The organism is Enterobacter sp. SGAir0187 (genome assembly GCF_002952735.2).
Classification (GTDB): Bacteria; Pseudomonadota; Gammaproteobacteria; order Enterobacterales; family Enterobacteriaceae; genus Enterobacter; species Enterobacter quasiroggenkampii.
In genome coordinates, this window is the sequence record NZ_CP025034.2 from 1,857,304 (window position 1) to 1,871,605 (window position 14,302).

Below are 14,302 nucleotides of genomic sequence, written 5' to 3' on the forward strand. Positions count from 1 at the left end.
TTTACCTTTCTTGCGCGTTTTAACACTCCCGACGTTCCTGGCTGGGATTAGGGCGGGAAAAAGGCTACACTTCGAGGCTGAAATTCCTTCTCATTACGATAAAAGAGGCGAAGTCCAACGTGGCTCAATTCGTTTATACCATGCATCGTGTCGGCAAAGTTGTCCCGCCGAAACGTCATATTCTTAAAAATATCTCGCTGAGCTTCTTCCCGGGCGCAAAAATCGGTGTTCTGGGTCTCAACGGTGCCGGTAAGTCCACCCTGCTGCGCATCATGGCCGGCATTGATACAGACATCGAAGGTGAAGCCCGTCCGCAGCCTGGCATCAAGATTGGCTACCTGCCGCAGGAACCTCAGCTGAACCCGGAACACACCGTTCGCGAATCCGTTGAAGAAGCGGTATCCGAAGTGGTTAACGCCCTGAAAGGCCTGGATGAAGTGTATGCCAAATACGCCGAGCCGGATGCGGACTTCGACAAGCTGGCCGCACAGCAGGGCAAGTATGAAGAGATCATCCAGGCGCACGACGGTCACAACCTGAACGTGCAGCTGGAGCGCGCGGCTGATGCCCTGCGTCTGCCGGACTGGGATGCAAAAATCGTGAACCTCTCCGGGGGTGAACGCCGCCGCGTGGCGCTGTGCCGCCTGCTGCTGGAAAAACCAGACATGCTGCTGCTCGACGAACCAACTAACCACCTGGATGCGGAATCCGTGGCGTGGCTGGAGCGCTTCCTGCACGACTTCGAAGGCACCGTTGTGGCGATTACCCACGACCGTTACTTCCTCGACAACGTCGCCGGCTGGATCCTGGAGCTGGACCGCGGTGAAGGTATTCCATGGGAAGGCAACTACTCCTCCTGGCTGGAGCAGAAAGATCAGCGTCTGGCTCAGGAAGCGTCTCAGGAAGCGGCCCGTCGTAAGTCTATCGAGAAAGAGCTGGAGTGGGTGCGTCAGGGCGCGAAAGGCCGTCAGTCTAAGGGCAAAGCCCGTCTGGCACGCTTCGAAGAGCTGAACAACACCGAATACCAGAAACGTAACGAAACCAACGAACTGTTTATTCCACCTGGAGCACGTCTGGGGGATAAAGTGGTTGAAGTGACCAACCTGCGTAAGTCCTACGGCGACCGCGTGCTGATCGACGATCTGACCTTCTCCGTACCGAAAGGCGCTATCGTTGGCATCATCGGTCCGAACGGCGCGGGTAAATCGACCCTGTTCCGCATGATGTCCGGTCAGGAACAGCCTGACAGCGGCTCTATCACCCTGGGTGAAACCGTGAAGCTGGCCTCCGTTGACCAGTTCCGTGACGCGATGGATAACAGCAAAACCGTGTGGGAAGAAGTCTCCGGCGGTCTGGATATCATGCGTATCGGCAACACCGAGATGCCAAGCCGCGCCTACGTTGGTCGCTTTAACTTTAAAGGCACCGATCAGGGCAAACGTGTAGGCGAGCTGTCCGGCGGTGAGCGCGGTCGTCTGCACCTGGCGAAGCTGCTGCAGGTGGGCGGTAACGTTCTGCTGCTCGATGAACCAACAAACGACCTGGATATCGAAACCCTGCGCGCGCTGGAAAACGCCCTGCTGGAGTTCCCGGGCTGCGCGATGGTTATCTCGCACGACCGCTGGTTCCTTGACCGTATCGCGACCCACATTCTGGACTACCAGGATGAAGGTAAAGTGGAGTTCTTCGAAGGTAACTTCACCGAATACGAAGAGTACAAGAAACGCACGCTGGGCGCCGACGCGCTGGAGCCGAAGCGTATTAAGTACAAGCGTATTGCGAAATAAAAGCAAAACGGCAACTTCGGTTGCCGTTTTTTATGTTTGTTCCCTCTCCCCGTGGGAGAGGGTCAGGGTGAGGGCATCAGGCCGCACAGTGTGTAGGCCGGGTAAGGCGAAGCCGCCACCCGGCTTTTTTATTTGCCCACGTAATACCGCTTCACCTCGTCAAACTGCATCGCAAACTCGATATAGCTCATCAGCGCGGGCGAATTGAGCTTGCGGCTCGGGTAGGCCAGCCAGAGGTCGTTGCCTTCAACGTTCCACTCCGGCAGCACCTGCACCAGCGCGCCCTTTGCAACCTTATCTTCCAGCAAAAATGCAGGAAGCAGCGTGATCCCCGCCCCGGCCATCGCGCACTCGCGGGCGTACACCAGATTATCGGTCATGTGCGCGTTATCCGGCAGGTAGCGGTAATCCTCATTCTCGCTTCGCAGAAGCCACTCCGACCAGGCTCTGTGCGTAATGCTGCGGTGCTCCACCAGCTGACGGGGATGAATTAACGGCTCCCGACGCGCCAGATAGTCCGGCGAGGCCAGCATGTAGCGCGGACAATGCCCGATCATTCGGCCAATCAGGGAGGAGTCCTGCGGCTTGCCGGTACGCAGCGCCACGTCAAAGCCGGACTCGACCAGATCCACCACATCATCAGAGATCGACACGTCCAGCGAAACCTCAGGATAGCGAAGCTGGAACTCGGCATTCATATGCGCCAGCAGCGTCGCGCCAATCCCAGCCGGACAGGTGATGCGCAGCCGCCCGCTCGGGTTTTCGCGCAGGCGCTGAATGGCATACTCCGCCCGCTCGCTGGCCGCCAGCATTTCGCGGCAGTGCACCAGATAGTGCTCGCCCGCAAACGTCAGGTTCAGCCTGCGCGTGGTGCGGTTAAGCAGGCGGATACCCACCTGCTGCTCCAGCTGGCTAATTCGCTGGCTGACGCTGGATTTCGGCAGTTCCGCCTTGTGCGCCGCCGCGGTAAAGCTGCCCATCTCCGCCACCAGCGCGAACAGCGCCATATCCTGCAGCTGTTTAAACATGATTGTTCATCCTGTACGAACGCTGAGTTCTTGATTGTCCATCTTATCATGCAGCTGGCCACTTAATAGACTAGCCTCAACAAAACGCATGCCATTGAGGAGCACACCATGTCAGTTAAAGCCATTGCCGTGAACCCGGAAAATCCGTCCACCTTCACTGAAATCACCTCGCCGATGCCGCAGCCCGGCGAGCACGATCTGCTGGTGGAGGTCAAAGCCGTCTCGGTTAACCCGGTCGATACCAAAGTCCATGCGGGCATTGCCAAAAACGGGCTGAAAGAGCCGCGCGTGCTCGGCTGGGATGCCAGCGGGATCGTCAAAGCCGCTGGCGCTGGCGTCACCGGATTCAAACCGGGAGATGAGGTGTGGTATGCAGGGGACATCACCCGCCCGGGCAGCAATACCACACACCAGTTGATCGACGCGCGCATTGTCGGGCACAAACCGACAAGCCTCGGTTGGGCGGCTGCCGCTGCGCTACCGTTGACCGCGCTCACTGCGTGGGAAGGCCTGTTTGAACGGCTGAATATTCAGGATGCCGGTACGGACAAAACCCTGCTGATCATCGGCGGTGCGGGCGGCGTGGGATCGCTGGCGATCCCGTTTGCGAAGCACAACAGCAAGGTAAAGGTCATCGCAACGGCGTCCCGTGAAGATTCCGCCCAGTGGTGCCGCGATCGCGGTGCAGATGTGGTGGTGAATTACCGCGATCTGAAAGGCGAACTGGCGAAGCACGGGCTGACCTTTGTGGATTACATTTTTATCCTCAACGACACCGACGGACACTGGGAGGCGGTCAGCGAACTGATTGCGCCGCAGGGGCATATCTGTTCTATCGTGGAGAATGAACACCCGTTGAACCAGGACAAGCTGAAGTCGAAATCCGCCGCGCTGCACTGGGAATTTATGTATACCCGCAGCATGTACCAGACCGCTGATATGGCGCGTCAGGGTGAGATCCTCAATGAGGTGGCGAAGCTGGTGGATAACGGCGTGGTGGAAAGCTCACTGAGTGAAACGCTGCACGGGCTGAGCGTGGAAAGCATTACCGAAGCGCACCGTAAGGTGCTGGAGGGGCATATGCGCGGGAAAGTGGTGGTTGAGTTCTGAGTGGTTTGGTGCCCTCTCCCTGTGGGAGAGGGTGGTTAACGCTTAACCCTGCTCCCCCATCATCTCCTTCACCAGCTCGACGCAGCGCAGGAAACGGGAGTCGTAGTCCGACTCCTCCACATGCACAAACTCAACGTTGTTTTCGTTGAGCATATCCACCAGCATGGACTGGAATTCCCGCCTGTCCACCGAGCTGCCGAGGCTGCGCATGCCGTCGGCCACCCACGGGGTATTATTTTCCAGCAGGATCACCAGGTCAAAGCGGTATTCGTCAATCAGCGCCTGCACGAACGGATGTTCACGCCCTTCGTACTTTTTGCAGAACGCCTGGGTGGTGACAAAATCGGTATCGATAAACGCCACCTTGTTGGCGTATTTCACCGCGAAATCAATGTACTGGGCGTGACCGAGCGCGATTTTGTCGTAGTCGGAATACTGCAGCGCCATCTCATCGCCGCCCAGATGGGAAAAGACATAGTCGCGCCCGTACTCCCACGCGCTGGTGGTATTGAAGATATTCGCCAGCTTGTTGACCAGCGTTGACTTACCGCTGGACTCGCCGCCCAGGATGGCGACGGTGCGCACAAAGAACGGCTTCACCTCGGTCGGGATGTAATCCCAGTAGCGGAACGGGTTTTCGCGGATCTGCGCCCCGCTGATGTTCATGAAGGTGCGTTTCGGGTCGATCAGCACCGTCTCAATGCCCAGATGCTCGCGGAACTGCGGCGCGTCGGACTCTTCAGAGGTGTAGATCCAGTTAGGCGCAATGCCCTTCTCTTCCATAAACGCTTTGATGCCGTTGCTCCACACATCCCAGCCGTGCGGGTACGGCTCCATGCCCTCTTCGTTGAAGGCATGAATGCGAATGTTTTTCTGGTACTTGAAGGTCTGGAGCAGCCAGCGCAGGCGGTCCGGCACGGTCGGCTGCTGCGACATGGCGCTGTCTTCAAACAGCTGGCGATCGCGGGTTTCGTCGTACCCCATGATGATGTGCAGCTCATCCACCTGGCTACAGGCGCGCTGGATCAGATAGATATGCCCGGTATGCAGGGGGTAAAACTTGCCGAACACCACGCCGATGTTCTTTTGCATACGCGGGAATTCCAGCCCCAGAAAGCGGTGCAGCGCTTCCAGCTTCTGCGCGCTGGGGCTTTTGATTTTGGCGTTCAGCAGTTGGCTCAGGTAGCCTTTGGTCATGCCGCTGGCGTCTGCCACCTGCTGCAGCGTGCAGCCCTTCTGGCGGATTGCGGTCTTGATGTAGTCAAATGATGACATAAATTACGGTGCCTCCTGCAAAATCGAATACGTAATTATAAGTCGTCAAAGACATTTAACGCATCTGCGAGTTTCTTCACGCCAAAAACCTGCATCCCTTCCGGGATTTTTTTCGGCACGTTGGCGGCGGGAACGATCGCGCGACGGAAACCGTGTTTTGCCGCCTCGGAGATACGCTCCTGGCCGCTGGGCACCGGACGGATTTCCCCGGCAAGGCCCACTTCGCCGAAGACGACCAGATCCTGCGGCAGCGGTCTGTCGCGCAGACTGGAGACCATCGCCAGCAGCAGCGCCAGGTCAGCGCTGGTCTCCGTAACTTTGACGCCGCCCACCACGTTCACGAAGACGTCCTGATCGGCCATCTGCAGCCCGCCGTGACGGTGCAGCACCGCCAGCAGGATCGCCAGACGGTTCTGTTCCAGACCAACCGCCACGCGCCGCGGGTTGCCCATCATCGAGTGATCCACCAGCGCCTGAATTTCGACAAGCAGCGGGCGCGTCCCTTCCCACAGCACCATCACCGAGCTGCCGGAGGTGATTTCATCTCCCCGACTCAGGAAGATGGCCGACGGGTTGCTGACCTCGCGCAGCCCCTGCTCGGTCATGGCAAATACGCCTAGCTCATTCACCGCCCCAAAGCGGTTTTTATGGCTGCGCAGAGTGCGGAAGCGGGAGTCCGCGTCGCCGTCGAGCATCACGGAGCAGTCGATACAGTGTTCGAGCACTTTCGGCCCCGCCAGCGAGCCATCTTTGGTCACATGGCCCACCATCACAATTGCCACGCCACGTGTTTTAGCAAAGCGCGTCAGGTAGGCCGCGGTTTCACGCACCTGCGCGACGCTGCCCGGCGAGGACTGGATGTCCGCCATGTGCATTACCTGGATGGAGTCGATCACCATCAGCTTCGGCTGCTCTTCTTCAGCGATCATGCAGATCTGCTCGATGCTGGTTTCCGACAGCATGTTCAGATTACCGGTCGGCAGACCCAGGCGGTGCGCGCGCATCGCCACCTGTTGCAGTGATTCTTCGCCCGTGACGTACAGGGTTTTCATCTGTTCGGCGAGCTTGCAGAGCGTTTGCAGCAGCAGGGTCGATTTTCCCGCCCCCGGGTTACCGCCGATCAGGATGGCGCTGCCCGGCACCACGCCACCGCCGAGCACGCGATCGAACTCTTTAAACCCGGTGGAGAAGCGCGGCAGCTCTTCGAGGCTGATGTCCGAGAGCTTCTGGACTTTCGCTACGCCCGCATTGCCCGCGTAGCCGCTCAGGCGCTCGTTGCGCGCCACGCTCGGCGAAGCCGCCACACCACGCACTTCGGTGATGGTGTTCCAGGCATGACAGGCGCTGCATTGCCCCTGCCAGCGCGGATAATCCGCACCACATTCATTACAGACAAATGCGCGTTTTGGAGCTTTCGCCACGGTTTACCTCGTTATTTCTCTGCGGCCTGCGTGCCGGGTGGCGCTTACGCTTACCCGGCCTACAAAGCAGACCGTTATTTCTGATTAAGGCTGCCGGAGAGAATGCAGAACACCCCCATCAGGTCAGCGTGACGGATAGTCACTTCCGTCTTTTCATTCACTTTTGGCTTGGCATGGTAGGCAATGCCCAGGCCGGCCGCTTTGATCATCGGCAGGTCGTTCGCCCCGTCCCCGATGGCGACGGTCTGGACAACCGGAATTTCATATTTTTCCGCGAGGCGCGTCAGCGTATTGGCTTTGTATTGAGCATCCACAATATCGCCGATCACCTGGCCGGTCAGCTTGCCGTCCATGATCTCCAGCTCATTGGCCACCACGGTGGTCAGATGCAGTTTTTCCCGCAGATAATCCGCGAAGAAGGTGAAGCCACCGGAGGCGATCGCCACTTTCCAGCCCAGCGACTGCAGCTTCAGCACCAGCTGCGTCAGCCCCGGCATCAGCGGCAGCACGTCGCGCACCTGGCGCAGAATGTTGGCATCGGCCCCTTTCAGGGTCGCCACGCGCTGTCGCAGGCTGGCGGTGAAATCCAGCTCGCCGCGCATCGCACGCTCGGTGACTTCCGCCACCAGCTCGCCGCTGCCCGCCAGCTTCGCAATCTCGTCAATACACTCGATCTGGATGGCGGTTGAGTCCATGTCCATGACCAGCAGGCCGGGCGTTTTCAGGTGCGGAATTTTTCCCAGCGGCGCAACGTCCAGCCCGGCGTCATGCGCCAGGCGCGTGGCGCGCTGCGTCAGAGAGCCCGCCAGACGAATGACCTGATAGTCTTCCACGCACCAGGCGGCAACGATAACCATCGCGGCCCCCAGTTTGGTTTGATACTGGGTCAGGCGTTGCTTATCCAGACCGCGTCCGTACAGCAGCCAGCCGCTACGACCGGCGTGGTAATCCAGAGGCATCACCTCATCGCCACTTAAAGAGAGCGGCAATCCTGGCCATAAAGAGACATCCGTTGGCAGGTCACACCAGGTAATGTTCGGCATTAAAGCTCCTGTAATTTCGTTCGCGCCGGAAGGTTGCAGAGGGAAAATAACGCATGAGGCTACCCTGTAACCATCACTTCTGGCAACATTAAGCCGTAAATTTTCAGCAGGTGGAATATGGCTCGCGCAAAACTGAAATTCCGGCTCCATCGCGCCGTGATTGTCCTTTCCTGTCTCGCACTCTTAGTGGTGCTGATGCAAGGGGCATCGTGGTTTAGCCAGAATCATCAACGGCAACGCAACCCGCAGTTTGAAGAGCTGGCTCGCACGCTGGCACGCCAGGTGACGCTCAACGTCGCGCCGTCCATGCGTACTGAAACGCCGGACGATAAGCGGATAGGCCAGGTTTTACGCCAGCTCACGGAGAACAGCCGCATTCTTGATGCCGGCGTCTATGATGAGCAAGGTAACCTGATTGCCCGCGCGGGCGAGCACGTCGACGTGCGCGACAGGCTGGCGCTGGACGGTAAAAAAGCCGGGGGCTATTTTAACCAGCAGATCGTCGAACCTATTCAGGGAAAGAATGGTCCGCTGGGCTATCTGCGCCTGACGCTTGATACCCACACCCTGCCCACTGAAGCCAAACAGGTCGATAATACCACCAATATTCTGCGCCTGATGCTGCTGCTTTCACTCGCCATCGGCGTTGTGCTGGCACGCACCCTGCTTCGGGGCAAGCGCTCGCGCTGGCAGCAATCCCCGTTCTTGCTGACCGCCAGCAAATCCGTCCCTGAAGACGAAGAGAGCGAGAAGAAAGAATAGTGATAAAGTAGGCGAACGATTCGGAAAAGGAACTTTGCCATGACGACGTTACGCCTGCTTATCTCTGACTCTTACGATCCCTGGTTTAATCTCGCGGTAGAAGAGTGCATCTTCCGCCAGATGCCCGCTACCCAGCGCGTACTGTTTCTCTGGCGTAACGCCGATACGGTGGTCATTGGTCGTGCGCAAAACCCATGGAAAGAGTGCAACACCCGGCGTATGGAAGAGGACAACGTCCGCCTGGCGCGCCGGAGCAGCGGCGGCGGCGCGGTGTTCCACGATCTGGGCAATACCTGCTTTACCTTTATGGCAGGAAAACCGGAGTACGACAAAACCATCTCTACTTCCATTGTCCTCAATGCGCTGAATTCACTCGGCGTGAAGGCTGAAGCTTCCGGACGTAACGATCTGGTGGTCAAAACCCCGGAGGGCGACCGGAAGGTCTCCGGCTCCGCCTACCGCGAAACGATGGATCGTGGGTTCCACCACGGCACCCTGTTGCTGAATGCCGATCTGAGCCGTCTGGCGAACTACCTGAATCCGGACAAGAAAAAGCTCCAGGCTAAGGGGATTACCTCCGTGCGCGGGCGCGTGGCGAATTTGGTGGAGCTGCTGCCGGGAATTACGCACGAGCAGATTTGCGATGCGATCCGTGACGCGTTCTTTGAACATTACGGCGAGCGCGTGGAAGCCGAAGTGATCTCTCCTGACAAAACCCCGGACCTGCCCAACTTTCCCGAAACCTTCGCCCGCCAGAGCAGTTGGGAGTGGAACTTCGGCCAGGCTCCTGCGTTTTCCCATCTGCTGGATGAGCGTTTTACCTGGGGCGGCGTGGAGCTGCATTTTGACGTGGAGAAAGGCCATATCACCCGCACGCAGGTGTTTACCGATAGCCTGAATCCGGCACCGTTAGAGGCGCTGGCGGCACGTTTGCAGGGCTGTTTGTACCGGGCGGATATGCTGCAGCAGGAATGCGACGCGTTGATTGGGGATTTCCCGGAGCAGGAAAAAGAGTTAAGGGATTTGTCAGCATGGATTGCGCAGGCCGTACGTTAAGTGCGGTTTGGTGCCCTCACCCCGGCCCTCTCCCACTGTACGGTCCGGGGACATAGTGAACACTTGTTCGGGGACATGGTAGACACTTACAACTAAGGCATAAGAACCCGTCTATGGAGTCGCTTATGCCCTGGGATGCGAGAGATACCATGTCATTACGTACCGAGTTTGTTTTGTTCGCCTCGCAGGACGGGGCGAACATCCGTTCCCTCTGCCGTTGCTTCGGCATTTCACCTGCCACCGGATACAAGTGGCTTCGCCGCTGGATGGAGGAAGGTGCCTCCGGCCTTCAGGACCGCCCGCGCATACCGCACCATTCCCCGAACCGCTCATCTGACGACATCACGGCCCTGCTGCGTATGGCCCATGACCGCCATGAACGCTGGGGCGCACGCAAGATTAAGCGCTGGCTTGAAGACCAGGGACACCGTATGCCCGCCTTCAGCACCGTTCATAACCTGATGGCCCGTCACGGCCTGCTGCCGGGCGCATCACCGGGCGTTCCGGCCACGGGACGCTTCGAACATGACGCGCCGAACCGGCTCTGGCAGATGGATTTTAAGGGCCACTTTCCCTTTGGCGGTGGCCGCTGCCATCCGCTCACCCTGCTGGACGACCACTCCCGTTTTTCCCTGTGCCTGGCGCACTGTACCGATGAACGGCGCGAGACCGTGCATGACGATGGACAACGGCGCCCCGTGGGGAGACACCACCGGCACCTGGACGGCGCTGGAGCTGTGGCTGATGCGCCACGGTATCCGGGTGGGCCATTCCCGGCCGTATCATCCGCAGACGCAGGGCAAGCTGGAGCGTTTTCACCGCAGCCTGAAGACGGAAGTGCTGCAGGGAAAATGGTTCGCGAACGAGGGCGAACTGCAGCGCGCCTTCGACCACTGGCGGACGGTCTATAACCTTGAACGCCCGCACGAGGCGCTGGATATGGCGGTACCGGCCTCGCGGTATCAGCCGTCAGCGCGGCAGTACAGCGGCAGCGTAACACCACCTGAATACGATGAAGGGGTGAAGGTCAGGAAAGTGGATATCAGCGGAAAGCTGAGCATACAGGGTGTCAGTCTGAGCGCAGGCAAGGCGTTCAGGGGAGAACGGGTCGGGCTGAAGGAAATGCAGGAAGACAGCCGCTACGAGGTGTGGTGGTACAGCACAAAAGTGGGGGTGATCGACCTGAAGAAAAAGTCGATCACCATGGGTAAAGGATGTTAAAAAGTGTTCACCATGTCCCCGAACACCTGTCTACCATGTCCCCGGACCGTACACCCACAGGGAGAGGGAGGGAAGAGACAGAATTACGCTTTGTCGCCCAGCAGAACGGATTCCAGCGCGATTTTGATCATGTCGTTGAAGGTGGTCTGACGCTCAGCGGCAGTGGTCTGCTCATGAGTACGGATATGGTCGGACACGGTGCAGATGGTCAGCGCTTTCGCACCAAACTCAGCCGCAACGCCGTAGATACCCGCCGCTTCCATTTCCACGCCCAGAATACCGTATTTTTCCATCACGTCGAACATCTCGCCGCCGTCTGGTGCATAGAACAGATCGGCGGAGAAGAGGTTACCCACGCGCGCATCAACGCCCAGCGCTTTTGCCGCGTCAACCGCGTCACGCACCATGCCGAAGTCAGCGATCGCCGCGAAGTCATGGTCTTTGAAACGCATGCGGTTTACTTTGGAATCGGTGCAGGCACCCATGCCGATAACCACGTCGCGCAGCTTAACGTCCATACGCACCGCGCCACAGGAGCCCACGCGGATGATTTTCTTCACGCCGAAGTCGGTGATCAGCTCTTTGGTGTAGATAGAGCAGGATGGGATACCCATACCGTGACCCATGACGGAGATTTTGCGGCCTTTATAGGTACCGGTGAAGCCCAGCATGCCACGTACGTTATTCACTTCACGCACGTCTTCGAGGAAGGTTTCTGCAATGTGCTTCGCGCGCAGCGGGTCGCCCGGCATCAACACGACGTCAGCGAAATCACCCATTTCTGCATTAATGTGAGGAGTTGCCATCTTCAGTTCCTTTTACATTGTTGTTTTTGCCGGGTGGCGGCTACGCCTTACCCGGCCTACAAAACCGTAGGCCCGGTAAGCGAAGCGCCACCGGGCAATGACATCAGAACATGGCCTTGCCATATTCCATGTCAGACGTACCAAAATATTTCGCCAGGGTCTGGCCGATGTCCGCGAAGGTTTCACGGTGCCCCAGCGAGCCCGGCTTCACTTTCGGGCCGTACACCAGCACCGGAATGTGCTCGCGGGTGTGGTCGGTACCGGTCCAGGTTGGGTCACAGCCGTGGTCCGCGGTCAGGATCAGAATGTCATCTTCACCCACCAGCTCCATCAGCTCCGGCAGACGGCGGTCGAACAGCTCAAGACCCGCAGCATAACCCGCGACGTCGCGACGGTGACCCCAGGAGGAGTCGAAATCCACGAAGTTGGTGAAGACAATGGTCTTGTCGCCCGCTTCTTTCATCTCTTTGATGGTGGCATCGAACAGCGCATCGAGACCGGTCGCTTTGACCTTTTTGGTGATGCCGCAGTTAGCGTAGATATCCGCAATTTTACCCACGGACACCACGTGACCGTCTTTCTCATCGACCAGCTTCTGCAGCACGGTTGGTGCCGGCGGCTCAACGGCCAGATCGTGACGGTTACCGGTACGCTGGAAGTTACCCGCTTTGTCACCAATAAACGGACGCGCGATCACGCGGCCGATGTTGTAGCCGCCTTCGGTCAGCTCTTCGCGGGCGATTTCGCACAGCTCGTAGAGTTTATCCAGACCAAACGTCTCTTCGTGGCAGGCAATCTGGAACACGGAGTCAGCAGAAGTGTAGAAAATCGGCTTGCCGGTTTTCATATGCTCTTCGCCGAGCTGGTCCAGAATCACGGTACCGGAAGAGTGGCAGTTGCCGAGGTAGCCCGGCAGGTTGGCACGCTTCACCAACTTATCGAGCAGCTCCTGCGGGAAGCTGTTCTCGTGATCGGAGAAGTAGCCCCAGTCGAACAGCACCGGCACACCGGCGATTTCCCAGTGCCCAGACGGGGTGTCTTTACCGGAGGAGAGCTCGTGCGCCCAGGCATAGGCGCCCACGACTTCCGCGTTGCCGTCCATACCGGCTGCGATTTTACCGGTAGAGCCTTCATGCGCTTTCACCAGACCAAGGCGGGTCAGGTTGGGTAGAGTCAGAGGGCCTTTACGACCGTTATCCGCTTCGCCTTTCGCACAGGCTTCCGCGATGTGACCCATGGTATCGGAACCCACGTCACCAAAACGTTCTGCATCTTCGGTTGCGCCGATGCCGAATGAGTCCAGCACCATAATAAATGCACGTTTCATAATTGTTCTCCGTACGTAGTGCTTCAAAAATTATCGATCAGATCAGTATACCGCTATTCGGTGATACGGCGATAGACAGTCGGTGTGGTTTCCGGTGCTTTATCGTCAAGCGTGATGGCCGCTTTCACCGCTTTCGCCGCTTCCTGCCAGCTGGCTTCATCTTTGGCGTGGATCACCGCCAGCGGACGTTGGCCGTCAACGCTGTCGCCCAGACGGGCCATATCGGTAAAGCCGACGCTGTAATCAATGGTGTCTGAGGCCTGACGACGACCGCCGCCCATTGAGACCACCGCCATGCCGAGGGCACGGGTGTCCATGGCGGAGACAAACCCTTCGCTATCGGCATACACCGCTTTGCTGAGCGTCGCGGTTGGCAGGTACTTCGCGTAATTTTCGACGAAATCGGTCGGGCCTTTTTGCGCCGCGACCATGCGGCCGAAGATCTCCGCCGCTTTGCCGTTGTCCAGCACCGCCTGCAGCTTCGCGCGGGCGTCGGCGTCGTCTTTGGCGAGCTTGCCGGAGATTAACATCTCAACGCACAGCGCCATGGTGACGTCGAACAGGCGCGGGTTACGGTATTCCCCGGTGAGGAACTGGATGGCTTCACGCACTTCGACGGCGTTACCGGCGCTGGAGGCCAGCACCTGGTTCATGTCGGTGAGTAGTGCGGTAGTGCGCACGCCCGCGCCGTTGGAGACGCCAACGATCGCTTCGGCCAGCGCCTCAGAGAGTTCATAGGTTGGCATAAACGCGCCGCTGCCTACCTTCACGTCCATCACCAGCGCGTCCAGCCCTTCTGCCAGCTTCTTCGCCAGGATAGAGGCGGTGATCAGCGGGATGGAGTCAACGGTCGCGGTGATATCGCGGGTCGCGTAGAAACGCTTGTCTGCCGGAGCAAGAGAGCTGGTCTGGCCGATAATCGCCACACCAACGTCTTTAATAATGTCGCGGAAGCGGTTGTCATCCGGGAAGATATCGAAGCCCGGAATGGCTTCCAGTTTGTCGAGCGTACCGCCAGTGTGGCCCAGGCCGCGCCCGGAGATCATCGGGATGTAACCGCCACAGGCTGCCACCATTGGGCCGAGCATCAGGGAGGTCACGTCACCCACGCCGCCGGTGGAGTGTTTATCCACAATCGGGCCGTTAAGGTTGAGGCTTTTCCAGTCCAGAACGGTTCCTGAATCTCGCATCGCCATGGTCAGCGACACGCGCTCAGGCATCGACATATCGTGGAAGAAAATGGTCATCGCCAGAGCCGCAATCTGCCCTTCTGAGACGGTGTTATCACGAATGCCGTTGATGAAGAAGCGGATCTCTTCGTCGCTTAATGCATGACCATCACGTTTTTTACGAATAATTTCTTGTGCGAGAAACACGGTAACCTCCATGCGGAATCGGGGGAGTTGTGGCGGGTGGCGCAACGCTTACCCGCCCTACGATCCTGTAGGCCGGATAAGCGAAGCGTC

11 protein-coding genes and 1 pseudogene are annotated in these 14,302 nt (G+C 58.5%); 5 read left to right on the forward strand and 7 right to left on the reverse strand.

The genetic code is table 11. The features are described 5' to 3' along the window. Window positions 1–119: 119 nt before the first annotated feature. The gene (gene ettA, locus CWR52_RS08915; protein ID WP_104949433.1) at window positions 120–1,787 is read left to right on the forward strand and encodes an energy-dependent translational throttle protein EttA; all 1,668 of its coding nucleotides are present in this window, start codon (window positions 120–122) and stop codon (window positions 1,785–1,787) included. A gap of 128 nt (window positions 1,788–1,915) precedes the next feature. Here ettA and CWR52_RS08920 read toward each other — a convergent pair whose 3' ends face one another. Beyond that, window positions 1,916–2,815: a LysR family transcriptional regulator gene (locus CWR52_RS08920; RefSeq protein WP_104949434.1), complete on the reverse strand. Its 900-nt coding sequence runs from the start codon at window positions 2,813–2,815 to the stop codon at window positions 1,916–1,918. A 108-nt stretch (window positions 2,816–2,923) separates the two neighbouring features. On the opposite strand from CWR52_RS08920, the gene CWR52_RS08925 reads away from it, so the two are divergent. Continuing rightward, complete coding sequence (locus tag CWR52_RS08925) at window positions 2,924–3,925, forward strand: zinc-binding alcohol dehydrogenase family protein (RefSeq protein ID WP_104949435.1); 1,002 nt, start codon at window positions 2,924–2,926, stop codon at window positions 3,923–3,925. Between the two features lie 42 nt (window positions 3,926–3,967). Here CWR52_RS08925 and nadR read toward each other — a convergent pair whose 3' ends face one another. From nadR to serB, 3 genes are all read right to left on the reverse strand, one after another. Further along, window positions 3,968–5,200: a multifunctional transcriptional regulator/nicotinamide-nucleotide adenylyltransferase/ribosylnicotinamide kinase NadR gene (nadR, locus tag CWR52_RS08930; protein WP_104949436.1), complete on the reverse strand. Its 1,233-nt coding sequence runs from the start codon at window positions 5,198–5,200 to the stop codon at window positions 3,968–3,970. A gap of 35 nt (window positions 5,201–5,235) precedes the next feature. After that, window positions 5,236–6,621: a DNA repair protein RadA gene (radA, locus tag CWR52_RS08935; RefSeq protein WP_023293325.1), complete on the reverse strand. Its 1,386-nt coding sequence runs from the start codon at window positions 6,619–6,621 to the stop codon at window positions 5,236–5,238. 74 nt (window positions 6,622–6,695) lie between these two features. Further along, window positions 6,696–7,664 (reverse strand): phosphoserine phosphatase, encoded by a 969-nt coding sequence (gene serB / locus CWR52_RS08940; protein ID WP_008502066.1) that lies wholly within the window; start codon window positions 7,662–7,664, stop codon window positions 6,696–6,698. A gap of 117 nt (window positions 7,665–7,781) precedes the next feature. Between serB and CWR52_RS08945 the strand changes: the two genes are divergently transcribed. The 3 genes and pseudogenes from CWR52_RS08945 to CWR52_RS08955 all read left to right on the forward strand — a co-directional run bounded on the left by CWR52_RS08945 (window position 7,782) and on the right by CWR52_RS08955 (window position 10,703). Continuing rightward, window positions 7,782–8,426, forward strand: a complete 645-nt coding sequence (locus CWR52_RS08945) for a YtjB family periplasmic protein (RefSeq protein WP_061715993.1) — start codon at window positions 7,782–7,784, stop codon at window positions 8,424–8,426. Between the two features lie 39 nt (window positions 8,427–8,465). Continuing rightward, window positions 8,466–9,482 carry a lipoate--protein ligase LplA gene (gene lplA, locus CWR52_RS08950; RefSeq protein ID WP_104949437.1) on the forward strand — a complete coding sequence of 339 codons (1,017 nt, stop codon included), beginning with the start codon at window positions 8,466–8,468 and terminating at the stop codon, window positions 9,480–9,482. A 125-nt stretch (window positions 9,483–9,607) separates the two neighbouring features. Further along, window positions 9,608–10,703, forward strand: a pseudogene (locus CWR52_RS08955) (integrase core domain-containing protein). 83 nt (window positions 10,704–10,786) lie between these two features. On the opposite strand, the gene deoD reads toward CWR52_RS08955, so the two are convergent. The 3 genes from deoD to deoA form a co-directional block, all read right to left on the reverse strand. Next, complete coding sequence (gene deoD / locus CWR52_RS08960; RefSeq protein ID WP_045907741.1) at window positions 10,787–11,509, reverse strand: purine-nucleoside phosphorylase; 723 nt, start codon at window positions 11,507–11,509, stop codon at window positions 10,787–10,789. A 103-nt stretch (window positions 11,510–11,612) separates the two neighbouring features. Next, window positions 11,613–12,836, reverse strand: a complete 1,224-nt coding sequence (deoB, locus tag CWR52_RS08965; protein ID WP_014882457.1) for a phosphopentomutase — start codon at window positions 12,834–12,836, stop codon at window positions 11,613–11,615. Between the two features lie 53 nt (window positions 12,837–12,889). After that, entirely contained in the window at window positions 12,890–14,212 is a 1,323-nt protein-coding gene (gene deoA / locus CWR52_RS08970; protein WP_104949438.1) for a thymidine phosphorylase, read from the reverse strand. Between the last annotated feature and the right edge of the window lie 90 nt (window positions 14,213–14,302).

Excerpts from the sequence above, each read along its gene's own strand:
- deoD (WP_045907741.1), bottom strand. The coding sequence starts at position 11,509 with ATGGCAACTCCTCACATTAATGCAGAAATGGGTGATTTCGCTGACGTC.
- deoB (WP_014882457.1), bottom strand. The coding sequence starts at position 12,836 with ATGAAACGTGCATTTATTATGGTGCTGGACTCATTCGGCATCGGCGCA.
- CWR52_RS08945 (WP_061715993.1), top strand. The coding sequence starts at position 7,782 with ATGGCTCGCGCAAAACTGAAATTCCGGCTCCATCGCGCCGTGATTGTC.
- nadR (WP_104949436.1), bottom strand. The coding sequence starts at position 5,200 with ATGTCATCATTTGACTACATCAAGACCGCAATCCGCCAGAAGGGCTGC.
- CWR52_RS08920 (WP_104949434.1), bottom strand. The coding sequence starts at position 2,815 with ATGTTTAAACAGCTGCAGGATATGGCGCTGTTCGCGCTGGTGGCGGAG.
- serB (WP_008502066.1), bottom strand. The coding sequence starts at position 7,664 with ATGCCGAACATTACCTGGTGTGACCTGCCAACGGATGTCTCTTTATGG.
- CWR52_RS08925 (WP_104949435.1), top strand. The coding sequence starts at position 2,924 with ATGTCAGTTAAAGCCATTGCCGTGAACCCGGAAAATCCGTCCACCTTC.
- lplA (WP_104949437.1), top strand. The coding sequence starts at position 8,466 with ATGACGACGTTACGCCTGCTTATCTCTGACTCTTACGATCCCTGGTTT.